Annotated in this window: 25 protein-coding genes; 19 read left to right on the forward strand and 6 right to left on the reverse strand. The window is 70.2% G+C overall.

Features of this window, described 5'->3' with window-relative positions:
• Window positions 1-148: 148 nt before the first annotated feature.
• Both KXR53_RS00785 and KXR53_RS00790 read left to right on the forward strand, forming a co-directional pair.
• Entirely contained in the window at window positions 149-1,045 is an 897-nt protein-coding gene (locus KXR53_RS00785; RefSeq protein WP_437372436.1) for a phytanoyl-CoA dioxygenase family protein, read from the forward strand.
• A gap of 158 nt (window positions 1,046-1,203) precedes the next feature.
• Window positions 1,204-2,490, forward strand: coding sequence for a lipopolysaccharide biosynthesis protein (locus KXR53_RS00790; RefSeq protein ID WP_437372438.1), 1,287 nt, complete (start codon window positions 1,204-1,206; stop codon window positions 2,488-2,490).
• Between the two features lie 5 nt (window positions 2,491-2,495).
• On the opposite strand, the gene KXR53_RS00795 is transcribed toward KXR53_RS00790, so the two are convergent.
• The 4 genes from KXR53_RS00795 to thrC all read right to left on the reverse strand — a co-directional run bounded on the left by KXR53_RS00795 (window position 2,496) and on the right by thrC (window position 6,313).
• A complete protein-coding gene (locus tag KXR53_RS00795) occupies window positions 2,496-2,966 on the reverse strand; it encodes a MarR family winged helix-turn-helix transcriptional regulator (protein WP_081991322.1) in 471 nt (156 codons plus the stop codon).
• Window positions 2,967-3,033: 67 nt separating this feature from the next.
• Entirely contained in the window at window positions 3,034-3,645 is a 612-nt protein-coding gene (locus KXR53_RS00800) for a GNAT family N-acetyltransferase (protein WP_437372440.1), read from the reverse strand.
• A 5-nt stretch (window positions 3,646-3,650) separates the two neighbouring features.
• Window positions 3,651-4,910: a M16 family metallopeptidase gene (locus tag KXR53_RS00805; RefSeq protein ID WP_437372441.1), complete on the reverse strand. Its 1,260-nt coding sequence runs from the start codon at window positions 4,908-4,910 to the stop codon at window positions 3,651-3,653.
• On the reverse strand, window positions 4,907-6,313 hold the full coding sequence (gene thrC, locus KXR53_RS00810; RefSeq protein ID WP_437372443.1) for a threonine synthase: 1,407 nt from the start codon (window positions 6,311-6,313) through the stop codon (window positions 4,907-4,909). The genes KXR53_RS00805 and thrC overlap by 4 nt, the downstream gene beginning before the upstream one ends.
• Window positions 6,314-6,697: 384 nt before the next feature.
• On the opposite strand from thrC, the gene KXR53_RS00815 reads away from it, so the two are divergent.
• The 6 genes from KXR53_RS00815 (at window position 6,698) to KXR53_RS00840 (ending at window position 13,182) form a co-directional block, all read left to right on the forward strand.
• Complete coding sequence (locus KXR53_RS00815; protein WP_437372445.1) at window positions 6,698-8,344, forward strand: ABC transporter substrate-binding protein; 1,647 nt, start codon at window positions 6,698-6,700, stop codon at window positions 8,342-8,344.
• A gap of 73 nt (window positions 8,345-8,417) precedes the next feature.
• Window positions 8,418-9,392 (forward strand): ABC transporter permease, encoded by a 975-nt coding sequence (locus KXR53_RS00820; RefSeq protein WP_437372447.1) that lies wholly within the window; start codon window positions 8,418-8,420, stop codon window positions 9,390-9,392.
• Between the two features lie 3 nt (window positions 9,393-9,395).
• Window positions 9,396-10,298, forward strand: a complete 903-nt coding sequence (locus KXR53_RS00825) for an ABC transporter permease (protein ID WP_437372449.1) — start codon at window positions 9,396-9,398, stop codon at window positions 10,296-10,298.
• Between the two features lie 5 nt (window positions 10,299-10,303).
• Window positions 10,304-11,290, forward strand: a complete 987-nt coding sequence (locus KXR53_RS00830; protein ID WP_437372450.1) for an ABC transporter ATP-binding protein — start codon at window positions 10,304-10,306, stop codon at window positions 11,288-11,290.
• On the forward strand, window positions 11,287-12,315 hold the full coding sequence (locus KXR53_RS00835) for an ABC transporter ATP-binding protein (protein ID WP_437372452.1): 1,029 nt from the start codon (window positions 11,287-11,289) through the stop codon (window positions 12,313-12,315). Before KXR53_RS00830 ends, KXR53_RS00835 begins: the two co-directional genes overlap by 4 nt.
• Window positions 12,316-12,423: 108 nt before the next feature.
• Window positions 12,424-13,182 carry a hypothetical protein gene (locus tag KXR53_RS00840; RefSeq protein WP_437372454.1) on the forward strand — a complete coding sequence of 253 codons (759 nt, stop codon included), beginning with the start codon at window positions 12,424-12,426 and terminating at the stop codon, window positions 13,180-13,182.
• A gap of 151 nt (window positions 13,183-13,333) precedes the next feature.
• Here the strand turns inward: KXR53_RS00840 and KXR53_RS00845 are convergent, their stop codons facing one another.
• Window positions 13,334-14,239 carry a hypothetical protein gene (locus KXR53_RS00845; RefSeq protein ID WP_437372456.1) on the reverse strand — a complete coding sequence of 302 codons (906 nt, stop codon included), beginning with the start codon at window positions 14,237-14,239 and terminating at the stop codon, window positions 13,334-13,336.
• 138 nt (window positions 14,240-14,377) lie between these two features.
• Here KXR53_RS00845 and KXR53_RS00850 point away from each other — a divergent pair, with 138 nt between their 5' ends.
• The 5 genes from KXR53_RS00850 to KXR53_RS00870 all read left to right on the forward strand — a co-directional run bounded on the left by KXR53_RS00850 (window position 14,378) and on the right by KXR53_RS00870 (window position 20,569).
• Complete coding sequence (locus KXR53_RS00850) at window positions 14,378-15,004, forward strand: TetR/AcrR family transcriptional regulator (protein WP_437372458.1); 627 nt, start codon at window positions 14,378-14,380, stop codon at window positions 15,002-15,004.
• The gene (hlyD, locus tag KXR53_RS00855) at window positions 15,001-16,005 is read left to right on the forward strand and encodes a secretion protein HlyD (RefSeq protein WP_437372460.1); all 1,005 of its coding nucleotides are present in this window, start codon (window positions 15,001-15,003) and stop codon (window positions 16,003-16,005) included. The genes KXR53_RS00850 and hlyD overlap by 4 nt, the downstream gene beginning before the upstream one ends.
• 197 nt (window positions 16,006-16,202) lie before the next feature.
• Entirely contained in the window at window positions 16,203-17,954 is a 1,752-nt protein-coding gene (locus KXR53_RS00860; RefSeq protein WP_437372462.1) for an ATP-binding cassette domain-containing protein, read from the forward strand.
• Window positions 17,955-18,141: 187 nt separating this feature from the next.
• A complete protein-coding gene (locus KXR53_RS00865) occupies window positions 18,142-19,305 on the forward strand; it encodes an ABC transporter permease (RefSeq protein ID WP_437372463.1) in 1,164 nt (387 codons plus the stop codon).
• Between the two features lie 154 nt (window positions 19,306-19,459).
• The gene (locus KXR53_RS00870; protein ID WP_437372465.1) at window positions 19,460-20,569 is read left to right on the forward strand and encodes an ABC transporter permease; all 1,110 of its coding nucleotides are present in this window, start codon (window positions 19,460-19,462) and stop codon (window positions 20,567-20,569) included.
• A 5-nt stretch (window positions 20,570-20,574) separates the two neighbouring features.
• Here KXR53_RS00870 and KXR53_RS00875 read toward each other — a convergent pair whose 3' ends face one another.
• Complete coding sequence (locus KXR53_RS00875) at window positions 20,575-20,754, reverse strand: hypothetical protein (protein ID WP_437372467.1); 180 nt, start codon at window positions 20,752-20,754, stop codon at window positions 20,575-20,577.
• A gap of 204 nt (window positions 20,755-20,958) precedes the next feature.
• On the opposite strand from KXR53_RS00875, the gene KXR53_RS00880 reads away from it, so the two are divergent.
• From KXR53_RS00880 to kdpF, 6 genes are all read left to right on the forward strand, one after another.
• Entirely contained in the window at window positions 20,959-22,179 is a 1,221-nt protein-coding gene (locus KXR53_RS00880) for a benzoate/H(+) symporter BenE family transporter (protein WP_437372469.1), read from the forward strand.
• Window positions 22,180-22,231: 52 nt separating this feature from the next.
• Window positions 22,232-22,969 (forward strand): hypothetical protein, encoded by a 738-nt coding sequence (locus KXR53_RS00885; RefSeq protein ID WP_437372471.1) that lies wholly within the window; start codon window positions 22,232-22,234, stop codon window positions 22,967-22,969.
• Window positions 22,966-23,496: a GNAT family N-acetyltransferase gene (locus KXR53_RS00890; protein WP_437372473.1), complete on the forward strand. Its 531-nt coding sequence runs from the start codon at window positions 22,966-22,968 to the stop codon at window positions 23,494-23,496. The genes KXR53_RS00885 and KXR53_RS00890 overlap by 4 nt, the downstream gene beginning before the upstream one ends.
• Window positions 23,497-24,044: 548 nt before the next feature.
• A complete protein-coding gene (locus KXR53_RS00895) occupies window positions 24,045-24,434 on the forward strand; it encodes a nuclear transport factor 2 family protein (RefSeq protein ID WP_437372475.1) in 390 nt (129 codons plus the stop codon).
• Window positions 24,435-24,490: 56 nt separating this feature from the next.
• Complete coding sequence (locus KXR53_RS00900; protein WP_437372477.1) at window positions 24,491-24,643, forward strand: hypothetical protein; 153 nt, start codon at window positions 24,491-24,493, stop codon at window positions 24,641-24,643.
• Between the two features lie 7 nt (window positions 24,644-24,650).
• Window positions 24,651-24,740, forward strand: coding sequence for a K(+)-transporting ATPase subunit F (kdpF, locus tag KXR53_RS00905; protein WP_081991425.1), 90 nt, complete (start codon window positions 24,651-24,653; stop codon window positions 24,738-24,740).
• Window position 24,741: the final 1 nt, after the last annotated feature.

Below are 24,741 nucleotides of genomic sequence, written 5' to 3' on the forward strand. Positions count from 1 at the left end.
CGGACCGAGATGAAAATCATTCTTGGTGCGCGCGGACACGACCGGTATAGGACTCGCAGCGGAATTTGACCGCTGGTGGCCCGGGGCGGATCCGTTCCGTCCCGGGCCATCGTCGATGGCGTGCAGCGCTCGGCGCGAGGAGATTTTGATGGCAGCCCTTTCCGAACACGCGGCCAAGGCCGGCCTGATGACCCGGTTCCTGCTGCAGCGCCGGTTCCGGCGCGTCGCCTGGCGGGACTGGGTGGCCGACCGGATCGCCAGCCGGGTCGGGCGCGGCCCGGTCGCCGGCGCGCCTCAGGCCCAGGCCGCCGCCGCCGCCCTTGCCAGCGACGGCTTCGCCATGACGCCCTGGCTGATGACGCCGGAGAGAATCGAGGAGATGCGGCGCTATTTCGCCGGGCATCCCTCCTTCAACCCCTACAAGCCCGAGCACGGCACCTTCCAGGCGCCGGAGCAGGCGCCGGCCGGCACCCATGTCGCGCATTTCCGGCCCGAGGTGGTGGTGAACGCGCCGCACGCGCTCGCCATCGCCAACGACCCGGCGGTGCTGGAGGCGGTGCAGGGCGCCCTCGGCTGCAAGCCCACGATCAGCTACATGGCCGCCTGGTGGTCGATCGCCGGGCATGAGGAGGGGCAGCATGCCGAGCTGTTCCACCGCGACTACGACGACTGGCGCTTCATCAAGCTGTTCGTCTACCTGACCGACGTCGATGCCGGGGCCGGGCCGCACATCTATGTCCGCGGCTCGCACCGCGAGGACCGGCTGATGCCGATCCGCCGCTACTCCGACGCCGAAGTCGAGACCGCCTTCGGACGCGAGCGCTTCGTGCAGTTCGAGGGGCCCGCCGGCACCAGCTTTCTCGAGAACACCTTCGGCCTGCATCGCGGCCTGCCGGCGCGGCAGACGCCGCGGCTGATCTTCCAGGTGGTCTATTGCCAGGGCCCGATCCTGTACGGCCCGCTGCGCCCGATCGTGGAGGCCGACCGGGTGGCCCGCGGCCTGGCGCTCGATCCCCATGTCAACCGCGTCTACCTCCGGGCCTGACCCGAATTGCGCTCACGGCACCCCGTGCCCGCATCGTCATTGCGAGCCCCGAAGGGGCGCGGCCATCCAGCGGCACCGGCCCCTGGATCGCCACGGCGCTGCGCGCCTCGCGATGACGGTCTGGGAACCGGAGTGAGACGCTCTCCACGAGCGGTGCCATGGCGTTCACGATGAACCTGGCCCGGGTGAGGGCGGTGGGCTGGCAGGCGGCGCTGTTCCTGCTGGCCTTCGCGCTCGGCAAGGGCTCCGCCTTCTTCGGGCCGCTGCTGCTGTCGCAGATCATGAGCATCCAGGACTACGGCACGGCCGAGCTGGGGCTCAGCATCGGCGTGATCGGGGCGCAGATTCTCAGCTTCGGCATTCCGGGCGCGATCCCGCAGCTGGTGCTGATCCGCAAGGACGACCGGGTCCTCGACCTGCTGTTCTTCGTCGTCGCCTCGATCGGCGTCATCGGCCTGGCCGGCGCCGCGATCGCCTATGCCGTCTCGGGCCCGCTGCTGCACGTCTTCGCCGGCATCACCATCGCCACCGCCGGGGCTCAGGTCGCGGCCAGCGTCTACTACCGCGCCATGGGGCGGCGCTTCGGCATTCTGGTGGCCGACAACCTGGCCCTCTACGTGTTCTTGATCGTCGGCGCCCTGGTCTTCGCCGCGCTGCGGCAGGTCCCGCTATGGCCGGTGATCATCGGCTGCGGCGGCGCGGCGCTCGGCTTCACCGTCTTCGCCCTCTTCGGCCTCGCCCGGACGATCCGGCCGCGCTTCCTCGCCGCCTATGCCGATGCGCGGCGGATGGGCTTCTTCATGATGGTGAACTCGCTGGTCAATTTCGCCATCGTCAACAGCTCGCGCATCCTGGTCGGCTGGTTCCTGTCGGTCGAGGCGGTCTCGGTCTATTCCGTCTGCTTCCGCATCTCGGCGGCGATCTTCCTGGTCCACCAGCTGATCGTCACCGCTTTCTTCAAGACGCTGTACGAGGCCTCGGTCGAATGGTTCGACCGGTTCTATCTCGGCCTCCTGGCGCTGACCATGACCGGGGCGGCGGTGATCCTCGCCGGCTTCGAGCTGTTCGGCGACCGGCTGCTGCCGGGCTGGTCAGCGCATCTGCCGGAGATGTCGCGCCTGCTGCCGATCGTCTGCATGCAGACGATCTGGTGGGTGTCGCTGGCCCATGTCGAGCTGCGGGTCAACCGGGCGCTGATCTCGCATCAGGCGACGACGTGGCTGGTCGGCTGCGCCGGGCTGATGGTCGCGACTCTGGCGCTGCTGCGCGCGCTGGACCTGCTGACGCTGTCCGTCGCGGCGCTGGTCTTCGCCGGCACCCTGTTTCTGGTGCTGCACATTCAGCTCACCCTGCTGCGCCGCAACGGCGTGGCGCTGCCGCGCATGCGGGTGGCGCTGTTCGCGCCGCTGCTGTTCCTGATCCCGGCGGTGCTGCTGGCGCAGTAGGCGTTCTAAGGCTCGCGCTTGGCGCCGCTGGCCCACAGCCGGCGCAGCTGCTCGACGAAGCCCTGGCTCTCCTGCAGCGCTCCGAAGAACTGGGCGTCGGCCTCGCGCACCCGCGGCATGGCGGCGTTCAGCACCTCGGCGCCCTTGGCGGTGACCCGCAGCTGCCGGGCCCGGCTGTCGGTCGGGTGCGGCGCCCGGGCGATGAAGCCGCCGGCCTCCAGCGACCGCACCACCTGGCTCGTCATCATCGCGTCGGTCTTGCAGAAGGCGGCGAGCCGGGCCTGGGTGACGTCGTTCTCCTTGCGGCTCAGCCAGGCAAGGCCGGCCAGGAGCACGAACTGGACATGGGTCAGGCCGAGGGGCTCCAGGGTCGACCGCTGCAGCCGCTGCCACTGATTGGCCACCTGCCACAGCAGGAAGCCGGGGCTGTTCTCGGGGCGCAGGGTGCGCGAGAGGGTGTCCCAGTCCAATGCCACGTGCCGCGTTCCGCCATAATTTTGCCTGAACCCTAGGCGCGCAGACGAACAGCATCAAGCGGCATGGTCACGGCCCGCCGTGGAACTCGGTGTCGACCAGCCCGAACAGCAGGTGATCCCGCCAATCCCCGTCGATCTTGAGATAGGCGCGGGCATAGCCCTCGCGGGTGAATCCGAGCCGGGTCAGCAGCTTTTGACTCGCCTCGTTGTGCGGCAGGCAGGCCGCCTCGATTCGGTGCAGGCCGAGCTGGTTGAAGCCGAAGGCGACCGCCGCCGCCGTGGCATCGGTCATCAGCCCCTGCCGGGCGAAGCGCTCGCCGATCCAGTATCCGATCGAGGCCGATTGCGCGACGCCGCGGCGGACGTTGGAGAAGCCGATGCCGCCGACCAGCTGCCGGCTCTCGCGCTCGAAGATCAGGAATCCGTAGCCCTCGTCCTGCCGCCATTCGTAGATCTGGCGGCGCAGCCGGCGCAGATAGGCGGCGCGGCTCAGCGCATCCTCCGGCCAGGTCGGCTCCCACGGCGTCAGGAACGCCCGGCTCTCGCCGCGCAGCGTCACCCAGGCGCGCCAGTCGCGCAGCCGCGGCGGCCGCAGGAAGGTGCGCCGGCCCTCGATCCGGACCGGCGGAAGGGTGCCGAGCCCCGTTCGGAAGAAGCCGATCACCGCCGCCCCGCTCAACGCCGTCAGCCGATCCGGGCCCGGATCGCGTCGTAGCTCTCGAGCTGTCCGACCGGCCCGAGCGCTGCCAGGGTGGGGGCCGTGCGGAACAGGCGCTCGGCGACCCGACGCACCGCGGCGGCGTCGACCGCATCGATCCGCGCCACCACCTCCTCCGGCGGCACCGGGCGGCCGAAGATCAGCATCTGCTGGCCCAGCTGCTCGGCCCGCGCCATGGTCGATTCCAGGCTCATCAGGAGGCCGGCCTTGATCTGGGCGCGGGCGCGGGCGACCTCGTCCTCCGCCACATCCGCCGCCGCCCGGCCGATCTCGCCGCACAGCACCGGCATCAGCTCGCGCACCTCGCTCTCGCCGGTGCCGGCATAGATGCCGAACAGCCCGCCATCCTGATAGGCGCTGGTGAAGGAGTAGATCGAATAGACCAGGCCGCGCTTCTCGCGGATCTCCTGGAACAGGCGCGAGGACATGCCGCCGCCGAGCAGGGTCGACAGCACCGAGCCGGCGTAGAAATCCGGGTCGGCATAGGCGAGGCCCGGGAAGCCCAGCACCAGGTGCAGCTGCTCCAGATCACGCTCTTCGCGATGCTCGCCGCCGTGATACGCGGCGGGGGCGGTGCGCGCCTCGGCCCTGACCGGCAGGCCGGTGAACAGCCGCTCGGCCTGTTCGGTCAGCCGGTCGTGGTCGATGTTGCCGGAGGCGACCAGCACCATGGTGTCGGCGCCGTAGTTGCGGCCGATATAGCCGGCGATCGCCTCGCGCGGCAGCGACCCGACGATCTCGGCCGTGCCCAGCACCGGCCAGCCGATCGGCTGGTCCGGGAAGGCGGCCTCCTGAAACTGGTCGAAGATGATGTCGTCCGGCGTGTCGATCGCCTGGCCGATCTCCTGCAGCACCACGGCGCGCTCGCGCCCCAGCTCGGCCTCGTCGAACACCGAGTGCTGCAGGATGTCGGCGAGGATATCGAGCGCCAGTGGCGCGTCCTGCTTCAGTATGCGTGCGTAATAGGCCGTGTTCTCGCGGCTGGTATAGGCGTTGAGATGACCGCCGACCGCCTCGATCTCCTGGGCGATGTCCTGGGCGTTGCGCCGGCGCGTGCCCTTGAACGCCATGTGTTCGAGCAGATGGGCGACGCCGTTGACCTCGGCGGTCTCGTGCCGCGTGCCGGCCCCGACCCAGAGGCCGACGCAGGCACTCTCGACCGTGCCGATCGGGTCGGTGACGACGCGCAGACCGTTCGACAGGGTGCTCTGTCGGACCGGCATCATCGCGGCCCCCCGTTGGTGCGGGATTGGCGGACGAACCCCTCGACCGCGGCGAGGTCGTTGGCCAGCACGGTCAACCGCTCCTCGCGCTCGAACAGGTCGGCGAGATGCGGCGGCAGCGGCGGGCGCCAGCCGGTGGCACGCTCGACCGCGTCCGGGAACTTGGCGGGATGGGCGGTCGCGGCCACCACCATCGGAATGCCGCGATCGGCCGGGTTGGCGCGGGCGGCGGCCAGACCGCAGGCGGTGTGCGGGTCGATGGTCTGGCCGGTCTTCGCGCGCGTCTCGGCGATCACCGTGAGCGTGCCCTTGTCGTCCAGGCGATGGCTGGCGAACAGCTCGGTCGCGGCGCGATGCATCGCCGGGGTCACGGCGAAACGGCCAGTGCCGCGGAACTCCGCCATCAGCGCGCCCAGCCGGTCGGCATCGCGGTCGCACAGCTCGAACAGCAGCCGCTCGAAATTGGAGGAGATCTGGATGTCCATCGACGGACTCAACGTCGGCACCACCCCGTCCATCCGCATCTCACCCGACTTGAAGAAGCGGTCGAGGATGTCGTTGCGGTTCGACCCGACCACCAGCTTTGCGATCGGCAGGCCCATGCGCCGGGCGGCATAGGCGGCCAGCACGTTGCCGAAATTGCCGGTCGGCACGGCGAAGGCCACCGGCCGGTCTGGCGCGCCCAGCGCCAGGGCGGCGGCGGCGTAATAGACGATCTGGGCCATGATCCGGGCCCAGTTGATCGAGTTCACCGCTGAGAGATGCATCTCGTCGCGGAAGGCGGCGTCGGCGAACATCGCCTTCACCAGATCCTGGCAGTCGTCGAAGCTGCCCTTCAGCGCGATGTTGCGGACATTGGGCGACATGACCGTCGTCATCTGCCGGCGCTGCACCTCGGAGGTGCGGCCCTCGGGATGCAGGATGACGATGTCGACCGCGGCGCGGTCGCGGCAGGCCTCGATCGCGGCGGAGCCGGTGTCGCCCGAGGTGGCGCCGACGATCATCACCCGCTCGCCACGCTTGGTCAGCACATGGTCGAACAGCCGGCCCAGCAGCTGCAGCGCGTAGTCCTTGAAGGCGATGGTCGGGCCGTGGAACAGCTCCATCAGCCACAGCTCGTGATCGAGCTGGACCAGCGGCGCCACCGCTGGGTGGTCGAAGCCGGCATAGGTCTCGGCCGCCAGCGCCGCCAGCTCCTGCCGGGTCAGCGATCCCTCGACGAAGGGCAGCATCACTTCGGTCGCCAGCTCGGCATAGGGCAGGCCGCGCAGGCGCCGCCATTCCTCGGCCGAGCGGGTGGGCCAGGTCTCGGGCAGGTACAGCCCGCCGTCGCGGGCGAGGCCGGCCAGCAGCACGTCGTCGAAGGCAAGGGCGGGGGCGTTCCCCCGGGTGCTGATATAGCGCACCGCGGCATTCTCCAGGACAGAAGCGGCGTACCCTAGGGCCTGGGCGGATACCGTGCAAGCTGGCCGGCTGCGGCCGTGGACGGCGGATCGGCATCCCAGCCCGGCGGCTTTGGCACGGCAGTTGCGTGACATCTCCGGGGACGCGAGGCCGGGGGAAGGAATCGAGGGATTGCAGACCGCATTTGCCGGCAGGCACGCCGTCCGCTGCCCTCGATTTGGGCATTCCTTCCCGATCCGGCTCGACCCGGAGCGAAACTCGCGCAATCATCCGGGCGGGAGGCAACACATCGCGCCGGCGGAGACCGGACGGGCGCGCTTTCGATCGCCCGGTCCCGGCCGGCCCTGCTCGGCTCCCCGCAACCAAGAACCGAACGAGAGGCAGCGATGGCCGATGTGAGACAGAGAGGCAGACAGCGATCCCTGGCCCTGGCGGCGCCCGCGCCGCTGCGATGGGCCGCGGCCGGGCTTTTGGTCGGGGCGGCCATCCTGGCGGGTTCGGCCACGGCGCGGGCGGAGAACGTGTTCCGGTTCGCCTTCCAGGGCAACCTGAACACGCTGGACTCCTACCAGTTCAACGAGACCTTCACGACGGCGACGATGAGCAACGTCTACGAAGGGCTCACGAAGCGCGATCAGGAGATGAAGATCGTGCCGGCGCTGGCGACGGGCTGGGAGGTGACCGATGACGGGCTGCGCTGGCGCATCCATCTCCGGGACGGCGTGAAGTTCCAGAACGGCAACCCGTTCACCGCCGACGACGTGCTGTATTCGCTCGACCGGCTGCGCGCTCCGGGGTCGGACATCAAGGGCCGCGTCCCGTCGGACATGAAGGCGGAGAAGGTCGACGACCACACGGTCGACTTCGTCCTGACCAAGCCCAACCCGCTCCTGAACGCGACCTGGGATTCCTGGCCGATCTTCGACAAGGAGTGGTCGGAGGCGAACAACGCCGTGGCACCGTCCTCCACGGCCGACAAGAACCCGGGCTATGCGGTGCTGCACGCCAACGGCACCGGCCCCTTCATGGTCGAAAGCCATGAGATCGGGGTGAAGACGGTGTTCGTGCGCAACCCGAACTGGTGGGGCAAGCCGGAGGGCAACATCGACCGGGTCGAGTTCACGCCGATCGCGTCCTCGGCCACGCGCGTCGCCGCGCTCCTGTCCGGGCAGGTCGACTGGGTGGACCCGGTGCCGGTGCAGGACCAGGACCGTGTCGCCAACAATCCCGACACCGCGCTGCTGACCGCGCCCGAGTTGCGGACCATCTTCCTCGGCTTGGACCAGAGCCGCGACGAACTGCTCTACTCCAGCGTCAAGGGCAAGAACCCGTTCAAGGACCAGCGGGTGCGCCTGGCCTTCTACCAGGCGATCAACGAGGACGCGATCGCCCAGCGCATCATGCGCGGCCAGGCGACGCCGACGGCGCTGATGATCTCGCCCAAGCTGTTCGACCGCGCCGGCGAGTTCAAGCGGCATCCCTACGATCCGGAGGCGGCGAAGAAGCTGCTGGCCGAGGCCGGCTATCCGGACGGCTTCGAGGTCACGCTCGACTGCCCGAACGACCGCTACGTCAATGACGAGGCGATCTGCCAGGCCGTGGCGTCGATGCTGGCCCGGGTCGGCGTCAAGGTGACGCTGAACGCCCAGCCGCGCGCCAAACACTTCACCCAGATCGGCGAGGCCGGCGGCCACAGCACCAGCTTCTACCTGCTGGGCTGGACTCCGGACGGCTACGATTCGCTCAGCGTCTTCAACAACCTGGTGCGCTGCCGGGCGCCCGGCGTCGCCGTCTCGAACGACGGCGGCTACTGCAACCCCAAGGTCGACGCGCTGATCGACGCCTTCTCGGTGGAGGGCGACAAGACCAAGCGCGACGACCTGATCGCCCAGGCCTACGACATCCTGTTGAACCAGGATGTCGGCTATCTGCCGCTGCACCAGCAGGCGCTGTCCTGGGGCGTGTCGAAGAAGTTCACCGTGGTCCAGCGGCCGGACAACTGGCTGATCTTCGACTGGATCAAGAAGAGCTAGGGCCAACGGTCCGGACCTGCCGGGCGGCGGCGCGGAGCCGCCGCCCCGTCTTCCTCATCGGCAGCGGGGTGCGATGCTGGCCTTCATCCTGACGCGCGTGGCGCAGGCGATCCTGGTGATGCTGGTGGTGGCGCTTCTGGCCTTCACCATGTTCCGCTTCGTCGGCGACCCGATCAACCAGATGGTCGGGCAGGAGACCACCGAGGCGGAGCGCGAGGCGCTGCGCGAGAGCCTGGGGCTGAACGACCCGGTGATCGTCCAGTTCGCCCGTTATGCCGGCCATGCCGCGCAGTTCGACTTCGGCAACTCCTACCAGTTCAAGCAGCCGGTCTCGACTCTCATCGGCGAACGCGCGCCGGCGACGCTGGAGCTGGCGCTGACCTCCGCCCTCCTGGCGCTGTTGGTCGGCGTGCCGATGGGCGTGTTCACCGGCCTCTATCCCCAGCGCTGGATCTCGCGCCTGTTCCTCGGCGCCTCGCTGGTCGGGGTGTCGCTGCCGACCTTCCTGATCGGCATTCTCCTGATCTTCGTCTTCTCGGTCGAGCTCGGCTGGCTGCCCTCCTTCGGCCGCGGCGAGGTGGTGCAGCTGGGCTGGTGGAGCACAGGGTTCCTCACCCTCTCCGGCATCCGCTCGCTGATCCTGCCGGCGATCACGCTCGGCCTGTTCCAGATGACGCTGATCATGCGCCTCGTGCGCGGCGAGATGCTGGAGGTGATGCGCACCGACTTCATCCGCTTCGCCCGGGCCCGCGGCCTGACCGACCGGGCGATCCATTTCGGCCATGCGCTGAAGAACACGCTGATTCCGGTCATCACCATCACCGGGCTGCAGCTCGGTTCGATCATCGCCTTCGCCATCATCACCGAGCAGGTGTTCCAATGGCCGGGCATGGGCCTCCTGTTCATCCAGGCGGTGGCCAATGTCGACATCCCGATCATGGCCGCCTACCTGCTGCTCAGCGCCTTCATCTTCGTCACCATCAACCTGGTGGTCGACATCCTCTACGCCATGGTCGACCCGCGGATCCGCATCGGGGCGGGGGCCTGAGCGATGCGGCGCCTCCTCGACAGCGACCTCGCCTGGCGCTTCAGCCGCTCCCCGCTCGCCATCCTCGCCCTGCTGATCACGCTGCTGATGGCCGCGGGGGCGGTGCTGGCTCCGCTGATCGCGCCGCAGGATCCGTTCGACCCGGCCAGCCTCGACCTGATGAACTCGCTGATCCCGCCGGCCTTCGAGGCGCAGGGCGACCCGCAATTCCCGCTCGGCACCGACGACCAGGGCCGCGACCTGTTCTCGGCCATCCTCTACGGCACCCGGATCTCGCTCATGGTCGGCTTCGCCGGGGTGGCTCTCGCCATGCTGATCGGCGTCACCCTCGGCCTCATCGCCGGCTATCACGGCGGCTGGCTGGGCGCCGTGATCATGCGCGTCGCCGACGTGCAGCTGACCTTCCCGGCGATCCTGATCGCGCTGCTGATCAACGGCATCGCCCTCGCGCTCGTCGGCAAGGGCGGCGGCACCGACGTGCAGATCGGGGTCATCGTCGTCGCCATCGGCCTGTCCTACTGGGTGCAGTACGCCCGCACCGTGCGCGGCTCCACCCTGGTCGAGTCCCGCAAGGAATACGTCCAGGCGGCGCGGCTGATCGGCCTGTCCGACTGGACCATCATGTTCCGCCACGTGCTGCCCAACGTGACGGGCCCGGTGCTGGTGATCGCCACCATCAACCTGGCGCTGGCGATCATCACCGAGGCGACGCTGTCCTTCCTCGGCGTCGGGGTGCCGTCGACCTCGCCCTCGCTCGGCACGCTGATCAACATCGGCAACCGCTTCCTGTTCTCCGGCGAGTGGTGGATCACGATCTTCCCCGGCGCGGCGCTGGCGGTGCTGGCGCTGTCGGTCAACCTGCTGGGCGACTGGCTGCGCGACGCCCTCAACCCGAAGCTGCGGTGAGGGCCATGCCAAGTATTGAAACGACGCCGACCCTCAGCGTCCGCGACCTCAAGGTCCAGTTCCGCACCCGGCGCGGCCTTCTGACCGCGATCGACGGCGTCTCCTTCGACATCGCGCCCGGCGAGGTGCTGGGCGTGGTCGGCGAATCCGGCGCCGGCAAGTCGATCACCGGCACTGCCGTGATCGGGCTGATCGACCCGCCCGGCCGCATCGCCGGCGGCGAGATCCGCCTGAAGGGCGAGCGCATCGACAATCTCAGGCCCGAGGCGATGCGGCGGATCCGCGGCCGGCGGATCGGCATGATCTTCCAGGACCCGTTGACCAGCCTGAACCCGCTCTACACCGTCGGCCGGCAGCTGACCGAGACCATCAGCACCCACTTGCCGCTCGGCCGCGACGCCGCGCGGCGCCGCGCTGTGGCGCTGCTGGAGGAGGTCGGCATCCCGGCGGCGGCGGAGCGGATCGACAGCTACCCGCACGAGTTCTCCGGCGGCATGCGCCAGCGCGTGGTCATCGCCCTGGCTCTGGCGGCGGAGCCGGAGCTGGTGATCGCGGACGAGCCGACCACGGCGCTCGACGTCTCGGTCCAGGCCCAGGTGATCGCGGTGCTGAAGCGGCTGTGCCGGGAGCGCGGCACGGCGGTGATGCTGATCACCCACGACATGGGCGTGATCGCCGAGACCGCCGACCGGGTGGCGGTGATGTATGCCGGCCGGATCGCCGAGATCGGCCCGGTGCGCACCGTGGTCAAGCAGCCGCACCACCCCTACACCCGCGGGCTGATGGGCTCGATCCCGACGGTCGCGACCGACGCGGAGCGGCTGCAGCAGATCCCGGGCGCCATGCCGCGGCTGGACGCGATCCCGGCCGGCTGCGCCTTCCATCCGCGCTGCGCCGTCTGCTTCGACCGCTGCCGGCAGGACCGGCCGGACCTGATGTCGGCCGGGCAGGGGGCGGCGGCCTGCTGGCTGGCCGAGGGAGCGCGCGCATGACGACGAAGGCTCTGGTCGAGGCGGTGGGCTTGAGCCGGCGGTTCGACCTGTCCAAGCCCTGGCTGGCGCGGCTGCTGGACCGTTCGCCGCGACTGACGCTGAAGGCGGTGCAGGATGTCAGCTTCAGCATCGCCCGCGGCGAGACCCTGGCCCTGGTCGGCGAATCCGGCTCCGGCAAATCGACCATCGCCCGCATGGCGGTGGGGCTGCTGCCGCCCAGCGACGGCGCGGTGCTGATCGACGGCATCGACCTGTCGGACCCGACCAAGAAGCCGCAGCTGCAGAAGCTGCGGCGGCGGATCCAAATGATCTTCCAGGACCCCTATGCCAGCCTGAACCCGCGCTGGCGGGTCGACCGCATCGTGGCGGAACCGATCCGCGCCTTCGGCCTGGCCTCGTCCCCGGTCGAGACGGCAGAGAAGGTGGCGGAGCTGCTGCGGCGGGTCGGGCTCGACCCGCGCGACGGGCGCAAGTTCCCGCACGAATTCTCCGGCGGCCAGCGCCAGCGTATCTGCATCGCCCGGGCCTTGGCGTCGGAGCCGGAATTCATCGTCTGCGACGAGCCGACCTCGGCGCTCGACGTCTCGGTCCAGGCCCAGATCCTGAACCTGATGCGCGACCTGCAGGATCAGTTCGGCCTGACCTATCTGTTCATCAGCCACAATCTGGCCGTGGTCCGGCACATGGCCAGCCGGATCGGCGTGGTCTATCTCGGCCGGATGGTCGAGCTGGCGCCGGCCCGGTCGCTGTTCCGGGCGCCGCGGCACCCCTACACCCGCATGCTGCTGGACGCCCTGCCGGACCTGGAGATGACCGGCCGGCCGCGCAAGATGGTGGAGGGCGAGATCCCGAGCCCGATCGACCCGCCGCCGGGCTGCCCGTTCCATCCGCGCTGCCCGCTGGCGAGTGACCGCTGCCGGCGCGAGGTGCCGCGGCCGCTCGCCGCCGGCGACGCCCTGGTCGCCTGCCATGCGGTGGAGGAGGGGCGGGACCAGGTGGCGGCGCCCATGCGCATGCGGGTATAGACCCCGCCCGCCGCCCAGAAGCCGATCGCGAATCGCCTCTTTGCCGCCGCGATCTCCGGCTTGAGATAGGGCGGAAGGAACGGGGGACATCCGCAAATGAGATTCCTGATGAGTGCCCTGGCGGCCGGCATGGTCGCGGCCGGCAGCCTGTCGCCGGCGCTGGCGGAGACCAAGACGGTCCTGTGCCCGGAGGTCGACCGGATGCTGGACGACGACATGCCGCTCGCCGTCCTGGTCGAGGCGGCGCTGAATTCGTCCTACACCATCGCCAAGGACACCGATGAGGGGGTGGAATGCCAGTGGCCGGTCCAGGCGCTGGCCTATGACGGTTTCGACCTGCTGGTCATGGCCCGGGGCCGCGTCGGCGGCATGGGGCATGGCGAGGCCGCGCGGCTTTCGGCCTATATCCTGCGGCCCGATCCCTCACGCCCGGCCCTCGACGGACCCGGCCTCGTCACCGCCATTCCGGACTTCGCCGATGTTGGGACCTACGGCAATCCCGGAGAGCTGACGGCCGTCAGGTTCGGAGGCCGCGACGGCTTCGTGATCCAGAGCCTGGCGGTCTATCAGGGCTTCTCCTTCACCGACATCAACCTGTACCTGCTCGACCGCGACCGGATCGCCGCAGCCGAGCCGCTGCGTATCGGCGCCAGCAACGGCGGGGCGGTGGAGCAGCAGGCGGAGATCGTCGAGGCCAAGGGGAGCTATGCGCTCGACAAGCCCGTTGCCGGCCGCATGACGCTGAGCTTCGCCGTCGCCAATAAGGGCCGGAAGCGCAGCGAGCAGGCGGTGGCCCGCCTCGAGGGCACGAAATGGGTCATCGAGTCCGGCGCCCTGCCGCCGGAGCTGGACGAGATCGGGCAGTAGGCGCGGGCCGGGGCCGTTTCCTCCCGCAGGCGCGCGGACGCGCGCAGGCCCCTCCCCCTGCCCCCCTCCCGCAAGGCGAGGGGGGACGAGAAAAGAGCCAACGAGACGATGTGACTCCGGTCGGGCAAGGGAGGGAGGGTGGAAGGCTACGTCACCCCGTGTCCGGCGGCTCGGGCGGGTCGTCCACCGGCGGCAGGTCCATCGTCGCCAGGAATTGGTCCGACTCCGCGACCCAGCGCTCCGCCTCCTCCGGCGGCAGGCCGAACCGCGGGCACAGCCGGGCCACGGCGTCCACCGCCGGGCAGCTGTCGGCGATCTCCACCAGCTCCGGCAGGTCCATCTGCCCGGCCATCTCGAAGACGCGGCGGTCGCATTCCGCCTCGTCCTCGGTCCCGGCCCGGATCGCGGCGCCCAGCGCCATGATGACTCGCAGCCGGCGCCGGATCCTGCCCTGGTCCACGGCCTCGGCCTGGACCGGGGCGGCGGCCGCGTCGTCCGGCGGCGCGAAGCCCAGCTCCGCCAGCGCCGCATCCGCGGCCGCGAGCCAGCGCCCCGTCTCCTCCGGCAGCCCGAAGGTCCGGCACAGCCGGGCCACGGCCACCGGCGGCGGGCAGGTCTCGACCAGCTCCGCCAGCTCCGGCCGCTCCAGCCGTTCGCCGATCTCGCCGAAGAGCCGGCTGGCCTCTGCCTCTTCGTCCTCGGTCTCGGCGCCGTCATAGGCTGCAGCGCCCATGGCCAGCCTCACCCGCAGCTCGGACGATAGCTTGTCGGCCGTCTCGACCGATCGGGCCGCGACCTTCTGCGGATGCTCCTCGGGCGGGCGGGAGAACCTGTCCTCCAGCAGCAGGGTCAGCCGCAGCGACCGGGTGATGACGGCGATGCGCTGACAATAGTCGACGCCGGACTGCGGCGCCTCCACCGCCTCGATGCGCGTCGCCTCCATCACCTCCATCTGGATCTCGGCCGCCCGGGCCAGCAGGCGCAGATGCCGCGCCGCCCGCTCCTCCGCGGAAGCGGCCGCCGGCTCCATGCCCTGATCGGTCTGCGCCTTGTTCATGGAACATATCATGAACAAAAACGCAAGTTAGCACAACTGCACATTGTGTTTACCCATGCGGCCGCCTCGCTTGACTCCCAATACCTGCTCAGATAATAACTGACCAGTCAGTCATTAACGAGGGCGAGCGGACCGGTCATGGCGCAGGCGGCGAGGAAGCGGCGCAAGGAGGCGCGGCCGGCGGAACTGCTGGAGGCCGCCTTCGCCCTGTTCGTGGAGCGCGGCTTCGCCGCCACGCGGATGGAGGACATCGCCGCCCGCGCCGGGGTCAGCAAGGGCACGGTCTATCTCTACTTCCCCAGCAAGCAGGCGGTGTTCGAGGCGCTGGTGCGCCAGGCGGTGCTGCCCAATGTCGAACGGCTGATCGGCGAGACGGCGCAGCCGGGGATGCCGGTGCCGGAGATCCTGGCCCGGCTGCTGCGCGCCATCATGCGCACCGTGGCCGGGTCGCCGCTGCGGCAGTTCCCCCGCCTGATCATCGCCGAAGCCCCGCAGTTTCCCGAGCTGGCGCAGTTCTGGCGGGCGACGGTGATCGACCGGATGCTGGGCACCGTCGTCGGGCTGATCGAACGCGGCATTGCCGCCGGCGAGATCCGGCCGGTCGATCCGGCAGATGCGGGCAGGCTGCTGATCGCGCCGCTGCTGATGGCGGTGATCTGGGGCAGCACCTTCGTGCGCGAGGACGAGAGCTTCGATCTCGGCGTCTTCATCGACCGGCACCTCGACATCTATCTGCGCGGCATCGCGGCGGAGAAACGGTCGTGAAAACCCTTATCCGCATCGCCGTCCTCCTCCTGCTCGCGGCCGCCGTCGCCGCCGGCTGGTGGTTCGACCTGCCCGGCCGGCTGGGCTGGGGCAAGACGCAGGACGGCACGCTGACGCTCTACGGCAATGTCGACATCCGCCAGGCGGAGCTGGGCTTCCGCGTCTCCGGCCGGCTGGTCGAGATGAAGCTGGAGGAGGGCGAGGCGGTGACCGCCGGCGCGGTGCTGGCGCGGCTGGACGACCGGCCGTTCCAGGACAGCGTCGCGGCGGCCCGGGCCAATGTCGCGGCGCGCCAGGCGGATCTCGACAAGCTGATCGCCGGCCCGCGCGCCGCCGAGATCGCCCAGGCCCGCGCCACGGTGGCGGAGCGCGAGGCCGATCTCGCCAATGCCAGGCTGGCCTTCGATCGCACGCAGGAGCTGCGCCAGAGGGGCAACGCGCCGCAATCGGCGCTGGACCAAGCCCAGGCCGACCGCGACATGGCCCAGGCCCGGCTCGAGTTGTCGCGGCAGGCCCTGGAGCTGCTGCTGGAGGGCAACCGGGTCGAGGACATCGCCGCCGGCCGCGCCGCCCTGGCCGCCGCCCAGGCCGAGCTCGCCTCCGCCGAGACCTCGCTGGCCGACGCCACGCTGGAGGCGCCGGCCGACGGCATCATCCTGTCGCGGGTGGCGGAGCCGGGCGCGATCATGTCGGAGAGCAGCGTCGCCTATGTGCTGTCGCTGACCAGGCCGGTCTGGATCCGCGCCTATGTCGCCGAACCCGATCTCGGCCGGGTCCATCCGGGGCTGATGGTCGAGGTGGTCACCGACACCCGGCCGGACCGGCCCTATCGCGGCCGCGTCGGCTTCGTCTCGCCGGTCTCGGAGTTCACGCCGAAGACGGTGCAGACGCCGGAGCTACGCACCGACCTGGTCTACCGCCTGCGCATCATCGTCGACGACGCCGACGAGGGGCTGCGCCAGGGCATGCCGGTGACGGTGCGCGTGCCGAAGGAGGGGTGAGATGGCTGCTGCTCCCGACGCGGTTGTCGAGCCAGGAGGACGGGCCGGAGCCGCCCCCTCACCCGAAATCGCTGATGCGATTTCGACCTCTCCCCAAGGAGAGGTGAAGGGGCTGCGCATCAAATCCCTCTCCTTGGGGAGAGGGAGGGGCCCGACGCCGAAGGCGGCGGGAGGGTGAGGGGGAAACGGTCGCGCCGATGAACAAGCCGAGCCCCAACTCAGAGCCGACGAAGGACCTGGTCCGGATCGAGGGCGTGACCAAGCGGTTCGGGCCGGGCAGGCCGGCGCTCGACGCGGTCACTGCGGCGATCGGCGGCGGCCGGATCACCGGCCTCGTCGGGCCGGACGGGGCGGGCAAGACCACGCTGATCCGGCTGATGACCGCGCTGATGTGGCCGGAGGAGGGGGCATCGATCGTGCTCGGCCACGACAGCCGGGCCGAGCCGGCGGCGATCCAGGCCGGGATCGGCTACATGCCGCAGCGCTTCGGCCTGTACGAGGACCTGACGGTGCAGGAGAACCTCGATCTCTATGCCGATCTCCGGGGCCTGCCGAAAGGCGAGCGGCCGGCGGTGTTCGACGAGATCCTGGGCTTCACCGACCTGAAGCGCTTCACCGGCCGCCTGGCCGGCAAGCTGTCCGGCGGCATGAAGCAGAAGCTCGGCCTCGGCTGCGCTCTGCTGCGCAAGCCGCGCCTGCTGCTGCTGGACGAGCCGGGAGTCGGCGTCGACCCGATCTCGCGGCGCGAGCTGTGGGCCATGGTGCAGGACCTGACGCGCGAGGGCATCGGCGTGGTCTGGTCGACCGCCTATCTCGACGAGGCCGAGCGCTGCGATCGGGTGCTGCTGCTGAACGAGGGCAGGCTGCTCTATGAAGGCGAACCCGACGGGCTGACCGGGCGGGTCGAGGGCCGCGTGTTCCGGCTGACCGGGATCGCAGGCCGCCGCCGGCAGGTTCTCGCGGCAGCGCTGGACCGGCCCGGCGTGATCGACGGCGTGATCCAGGGCACCGCGATCCGGCTGGTGACGAAGGAGGCGGGAGCGCCGTCCCCGCCGGACGGTGCCGGCCCGGCCGCCAGGATCGATCCGGCGGCGCCGCGCTTCGAGGATTCCTTCATCGACATCCTGGGCGGCGGGCCAGGCGGCCGGTCGAAGCTGGCCGAGGCGCGCGAGGCGCTGCCGCCGCGCGAGGGCCCGGTGATCGAGGCGCGCGGCCTGACCAAGCGCTTCGGCGACTTCACCGCCGCCGCCGACATCAGCTTCGACATCCCGCGCGGCGAGATCTTCGGCCTGCTCGGCCCCAACGGCGCCGGCAAGTCGACCACCTTCAAGATGCTGTGCGGCCTGTTGAAGCCGACGGCGGGGGAGGGGCGGGTGGCCGGCTTCGACCTGCGCCGCGACACCGCCGAGGCGCGCAACCGGCTGGGCTACATGGCCCAGAAATTCTCGCTCTACGGCGATCTCAGCGTCGCCCAGAACCTCGATTTCTTCGCCGGGGTCTACGGGCTCGACCGGCGCCGGGCGCGGCGCCAGATCGGGCTGATGGTCGAGATCTTCGCGCTCGGCGACCTGCTGCCGCGCTCGGCCGGCATCCTGCCGCTCGGATTCAAGCAGCGCCTGGCGCTGGCCTGCGCCGTGATGCACGAGCCCGAGGTGCTGTTCCTGGACGAGCCGACCTCCGGCGTCGACCCGATCAGCCGGCGCGAGTTCTGGACCCACATCAACGGCCTGGTCGAGCGCGGCGTGACCGTGCTCGTCACCACCCATTTCATGGAGGAGGCGGAGTACTGCGACCGGATCTCGCTGATCTATCGCGGCCGCTCGATCGCCCTCGGCTCGCCGGACGAGCTGAAGGCGAGGGTCGCCGGCCCGGACCGTCCCGACCCGACCATGGAGGATGCCTTCATCGCCCTGGTCGAGGCCTCGGACGTGCAGCAGGAGGCGGCGTGATGGAACGGTCGACCTTCATTGCGTTGCCTCTCCCGCTTGCGGGAGAGGTCGGAGACGCGAAGCGGCTCCGGGTGAGGGCCCTTTGTCGAGGCCTGTGCCAGCCCTCACCCGGACGTCCTGGCGGACGTCCGACCTCTCCCGCCACGCGGGAGAGGCAAAGTGAAGGGATTGCGTCACGAGGCCGTCCATGACCGCCGCCGTCCACGACGCCGGCGCCGTCTCCTCCCGTCGCGACCGGCTGCGGCGCTTCGGGGCGCTGCTGGGGAAGGAGGGGCGGCAGATCCTGCGTGACCCGTCCAGCCTGCTGATCGCGGTGGTGCTGCCGGTGCTGCTGCTGTTCCTGTTCGGCTATGCCCTGTCGCTCGATGCCGACCACACCCGGATCGGCGTGGCGGTCGAGAGCCCGGGGCCGGTGGCGCGCGACCTCGCCGCCAGCTTCCAGGCCTCGCGCTATTTCGACGCCCGGATCGGCACCGACCGGCGGCAATTCGCCGAGGATCTGGTGACCAACCGGGTCAAGGGTATCGTCGTGATCCCGGACCGCTTCGCCGCCGAGGCGGCGCGGCCGGGCGGGGCGCCGCAGATCCAGATCCTGGTCGACGGCACCGACCCGAACACCGCGAACTTCGTCATGGCCTATGCCCAGGGCACGCTGTCGGCCTGGCGGGCGCAGCGGGCCGCCGGGACCGGCGCCGACGGAACGCCGGCGATCGATGTCGAGCAGCGCGTCTGGTTCAACCAGGAGCTGGTCAGCCGCAACACCCTGGTGCCCGGCGCCATCGCCATCGTCATGACCATGATCGGCACCCTCCTGACCGCGCTGGTGGTGGCGCGGGAGTGGGAGCGTGGCACGATGGAGGCGATGATGGCGACGCCGGTGACGGCGGCGGAGCTCCTGGCCGGCAAGATCCTGCCCTATTTCCTGCTCGGCCTGGCCTCGCTGACCCTCTGCGCGCTCGTGGCCGTCTTCCTGTTCGGGGTGCCGTTCCGCGGCTCGGTCGGGGCGCTGTACCTGATCACCGCCGCCTTCCTGTGCCCGGCGCTGGGGCTGGGGCTGATCATCTCCTCGGCGACGAAGAACCAGTTCCTGGCGTCGCAGCTGGCGCTGGTGGCGGGGTTCCTGCCGGCCTTCCTGCTGTCGGGCTTCCTGTTCGAGATCAACTCGATGCCGCGGCCGATCCAGCTGATCACCTACATCCTGCCGGCGCGCTACTACGTGCCGGCGCTGCAGACCGTGTTCCTGGCCGGCGACATCTGGCCGCTCTATCTGCGCAACATGGCGGTGCTGCTGTTCGAGGGCGCGGTGCTGTTCGCGCTGGCGGCGCGGCTGACCCGGAAGAGGCTGGCGTGATGTCGGACGAGGGAAGAACAGGCTTGTCCGCCCTTCGAGACCGTCATGGCGAGGCGCGCAGCGCCGTGGCCATCCAGGGGCCGGTGCCGATGGATGGCCACGCCCCTTCGGGGCTCGCCATGACGATTTCGTGTGTGGCGCGGGGTGGTGTGCAATGCTGCGCCGCCTGAGAGCTCTCATCATCAAGGAGCTGCTGGCGGTGCTGCGTGACCCGCGCAGCCGGATGATCCTGATCGTGCCGCCGATCCTGCAGCTCTTCGTCTTCGCCTATGCCGCGACGATGGAGGTGAAGAACGTCGACATCGCGCTGCTCGACCGCGACCGTGGCGCCTGGAGCCAGGAGCTGGTGCGGCGGATCGAAGGCACGCCGACCTTCCGGACGATCGTGCCGGTCGAGACGCCGGCGGCGCTGCGCGAGGCGGTCGACCGGCAGCGCGTGCTGGCCGCGGTGCAGATCGGGCCCAGCTTCTCCCGCGACATCGCCGCCGGGCGGCCGGCCGATCTGCAGATCATCCTGGACGGCCGCCGCTCCAACGCCTCGCAGCTCGCCGGCAACTACCTGTCGCAGATCGTCAGCGGCATGGCGGCCGATGCCGCCAGCCCGAGTGGCGTCGCGAACCGGCCGGACACCGCGGTGCCGCGCTTCTGGTTCAACCCGGCGCTGGACACGCAATGGTTCATGGTGCCGAACCTGATCGCGGTGATCGCGGTGCTGATCGGGCTGATCGTCACCGGCCTGACGATCGCGCGGGAGCGCGAGCTCGGCACCTTCGACCAGCTGCTGGTCTCGCCGCTGCGGGTGCATGAGATCCTGCTGGGCAAGACCGTCCCGTCGCTCCTGATCGGCTTCGTCCATTGCAGCTTCTATCTGCTGGTCGCGCTGGTCTGGTTCGGCCTGCCGCTGCGCGGGTCGCTGGGGATGTTCTATGCCGGGGTGTTCTTCTACCTCCTGGCCCTGATCGGGGTCGGGCTGTTCATCTCCTCGCTCTCGGCGACGCAGCAGCAGGCGATCCTCGGGTCGTTCCTGTTCATGATCCCGGCGACGCTGATGTCCGGCTTCGCCACGCCGATCGAGAACATGCCGGAGTGGCTGCAGCCGGCGACCTATGTCAACCCGCTGCGCTACTTCATCGTCATCGTCCGCGGCGTGTTCCTGAAGGGGCTGCCGGTCGAGGAGATGCTGCAGAACACCGTGCCGCTGGCGCTGATCGCGCTGGTGACGCTCAGCGCCGCCGCGTGGATGTTCCGCCGGAGGATGGAGTGAGCCCGTCAGGGCAGCGGGACGGTCCGGTTGTAGGGATCGTCGCCGGGCTCGTGGGCCGGCTGAGTCCGGGCCTCCGCCGCCGGCGTCGGGTTGTGGACCGACAGGCTGAAAGTATCCCTGACCTCGTCCATCGAGCACGCGGCCACGGCCAGGCCGGCCAGGACCATCGGAAGGATTGCCAACACCGGATACCGCATGATCCATACCCCCCGTATGATCTTCGACTTCTACGATCCTCCCGGCTGCGCTTCCGCGCAAGCACGGATCGCGGGGCCCGCGGCCGGAAGTTGTATCCGAACAATTGGCCTGTTTCGGACCCGGGCGACTGCCGTTAGCTTGGGCAGCCGCCGGGTGGCCGCCGTCTCCGGCCAGACCGCGGAGACCCGGCGATGCGGACCGACACCTCCTCCACCTTCGACGACGCGCCCGCGGCGCCGCGCGGCGGCTCGGCCCTGCAGCCGGTCTCGGCCGGCCTCCTGGCCGCCATCGTCGGCTTCGCCAGCGCCTTCACCATCGTGCTGCAGGGCCTGGCCGCGGCCGGCGCCAGCCCGGCCCAGGCGGCCTCCGGGCTGCTCGCCGTCTGCATTGGCCAGGGGCTGCTGGCGATCGCGCTGTCCTGGCGGTCGAAGCAGCCGATCAGCATCGCCTGGTCGACCCCCGGCGCGGCGCTGCTGATCGCCACCGGCGTGCCGGCGGGCGGCTTTCCGGTCGCGGCCGGCGCCTTCCTGGTGGCGGCGGTGCTGGTGGTCGCGGCCGGGCTGTGGCGGCCCTTCGGCCGCCTCGTCACCGCGATCCCGACGCCTCTCGCCAGCGCCATGCTGGCCGGGGTGCTGCTCGATCTCTGCCTGGCCCCGGCCCGGGCCGTGGGCGCCATGCCGATGCTGGCCCTGCCGGTGATCCTGGTCTGGGCGCTGGCCTGGCGCTTCGCCCGGCTCTACGCCGTGCCCGCCGCGGTGGCGGCGGCGGTGGCGCTGATCGCGCTGACCACCGCCGTGCCGGCGGACGCCTTCGCCCATGCCTGGGCGGCACCGGTCTTCGTCGCCCCCGCTTTCTCCGCCGAGGCGGTGATCGGCATCGCCGTGCCGCTGTTCATCGTCACCATGGCGTCGCAGAACGTGCCCGGCCTGGCGGTGCTGAACGCCAACGGCTACCGGCCGCCGGTCGGGCCGGTCTTCGTCGCCACCGGCCTGACCAGCGCCCTGACCGCGCTGTTCGGCGGCCACGCGGTCAACCTGTCGGCGATCACCGCGGCCCTTTGCGCCTCGGCCGAAGCGCATCCCGACCCGGCACGGCGCTGGCCGGCGGCGGTGGTGGCCGGCGCCGCCTATGTCGTGATCGGCCTGTTCGCCGGCTTCGCCGCCGCCTTCATCGCCGCCTCGCCGCCGCTCCTGATCCAGGCGGTGGCCGGGCTGGCGCTGCTGGGCAGCCTGGGCGGCGCCCTGTCGACGGCGCTGGCGCGGGAGGAGGAGCGGCTGCCGGCCGTGGTCACCTTCGTGACCACCGTCTCCGGCCTGGCGCCCTTCGGCATCGGTGCCGCCTTCTGGGGTCTCGTGGCCGGTGGCGCGATGATGGCGCTGGCGCGGCTGCGGGGCCCGGCGCTGCCATCATAAAGCCCGAAGCGCGGTGTCTCTGGAACGCATTGTTTCCGGAGGCCGATTCGCCGTGAAGATACTGCCGTCTGTCATCGCCGCCCTTCTCGCCGGCCTGTCCTGCGCCGCCGCGCAGGCGCCGGACATCCCCACCGTCACCTACCCGCCGCTGCCCCGCCAGGCCGCCTCGGCCGAAGGCTTCGCACCGGCGGGCTGGCGCTTGGAGGCGCAGGCCAGGGGCGACCTGAACGGCGATGGCGCGGAGGATCTCGCCTTCGTCCTGCACGCGACGGATCCGAAGAACGTGGTGCCCAATCCGGATGGGTTCGGCGAAGACCCGCTGGACACCAATCCCCGCATCCTCGCCGTCGCCTTCGCCCGGAAGGGGGGCGCCGCCTACGACCTTGCGCTGGAGAATCACACCCTGATCCCGCGCCGGACCGATCCCGTGCTGGAGGATCCGTTCGACGGCACCGCCGCGGGCGGCCTGCAGATCGCCCGCGGCACGCTGCGCATCACCCTCGGCGTCTTCGTCAGCGCCGGCTCCTGGACGACGTGGAATACGACCCAGACCTTCCGCTGGCAGAACGGCCGCTTCGAGCTGATCGGCTACGACCGCACGAGCACCCATCGCGGCAGCGGCGAGACGAACGGCCTCAGCATCAACTACCTGACGCGGCGGGTGAAGCGGACCGAGGGCAACATCGAGAGCGACGAGGAGAAGACGCGCTGGGAGACCCTGCCGCGCGGTCCGCTGCTCGGCCTCGACGAGGTCGGCGACGGGCTGGAGTTCGATCCGGAGCGGCGATGATCCTCGTCACGGCGCGCCTCAGGCTCCGGCCCTGGCGGGAGGGCGACCGGGACGCCTTCGCCGCCCTGGCCGCCGACCCCGAGGTCATGCGCGACCTCGGCGGGCCGCTGGACCGGGCGGCGAGCGACGTCAAGCTCGACCGCTATCGCGCGGCCTTCGACCGGCACGGCTTCTGCCGCTGGGCGGTGGAGACCCTGTCGGACGAGTTCCTCGGCTATACCGGGATCATGCCGTTGGGGCCGGACCATCCGCTCGGCCCGAGCGTCGAGATCGGCTGGCGGCTGCGGCGGAGCGCCTGGGGCCATGGCTACGCCACCGAGGCCGCCGCGGCGGCCCTGGCGGACGGCTTCGGGCGGCTCGGCCTCGGCGAGGTCCTGGCCTACACCGCGCCCGACAACCTCCGGTCGCAGGCGGTGATGGCACGGCTGCGCCTGCAGCGGGACCCGTCGCGCGACTTCACCGCGGTCTATGATGGGGTCCCCTGGCGCGGGCTGGTCTGGGTGGCGCGGCCGTTGACGGGGCGCTGACCGGCGGAAATCCTGTGTCATCTGGCTGGAAGGGGCAGACTCCACCGGTTGTATTCGAGCCCGGCGCGGGCGACTATCATCTCCATGATGAAGCCTTATTGGATCGACACTGACCAACCGATGGGTTCGGGCTTCGGCGTTACAGCGTATTCAGCGGAGGATGCTGAGTCGGTGGTTCGGCTCGTGTTGCCAGCCATTTACAAGATCACTCGCATAGCGCCGATCACGGACATGCGATCTCTCGACCAAAATCACGTCGCACCGAACATGGGAAACTGGATGCGTCGAGGCATCTGGTATCCACAAGGTTACGCCCATTTGACGGGCTAACTGGAGCGGCGGCTTCGGTTCGAAAGCGGCCCAACCCGGCCAGGGACATCACGGCCAGCCCCGGGGGATCGACCAAGATCAGCGCGCCGAAGCACCGATCATCCCCGTGCCGCGTCGCCGGCCAACTCGCGCAGAGCACCGTCGAAGGTAGGGCGTCGACCCCCATCGCGCGCGGAGGCAATATCCCCGCAATCGATCTTTCTGCCGGACACCGCAAGATGACCCAAGCTGCCGATCACGCCATCCGCCTGCGACGCGAGGCCTTCAATCGGGCTCTGGCCGGGGCGGACATCAAGGCCATCGGCCCGCTTCTGGCCCAGGGCGCCATTCTCGTCACGGGCACGGACAGCGCCGTCATCTCCGGCCGCAAGGCCCAGCTCGCGGCATGGGAGCGCGAATTCGCCGCGTCCCTACGCACGATCTACACCCGGTCCCCCGACACCATCCTGGTCTCGCCCGTCGAGCCCATTGCCCTGGAGCACGGCCGCTGGCGGGGCGTCACCGCCGCCGGCGGCCTGCCTCTCGCATCCGGCACCTACACCGCCAAGTGGCGGAAGACCGGCGCGGATTGGGTGATCGAGGCCGAGATCTATCTCACCCTCGCCTGACGGCCTGCGCACCGGAAACAGGCGGCCAGCACAACGGAAATCCCGATCGAATTTTTATGCGCTCCGGGTGTGTGATCCGCGCCGATCACACGGATCCGCGGCATCGCCTGCGGAAAGGAGACTTCGTGCTCGACGTCCTGATGCTCGCCCTAGCCGCGGCGTTCTTCGCCGTGGCCCTGGGCTACGTGCTGCTTTGCGACCGGCTGTGAGGCGGCGATGACCTTCGACCTCATCCTCGGCGGCGTCGTATCCGTGCTGCTGCTCGGCTACCTCGTCTACGCCCTGGTCCGTCCCGAAAAGTTCTGAG

The organism is Inquilinus limosus (genome assembly GCF_051487185.1).
GTDB lineage: Bacteria > Pseudomonadota > Alphaproteobacteria > DSM-16000 > Inquilinaceae > Inquilinus > Inquilinus limosus_F.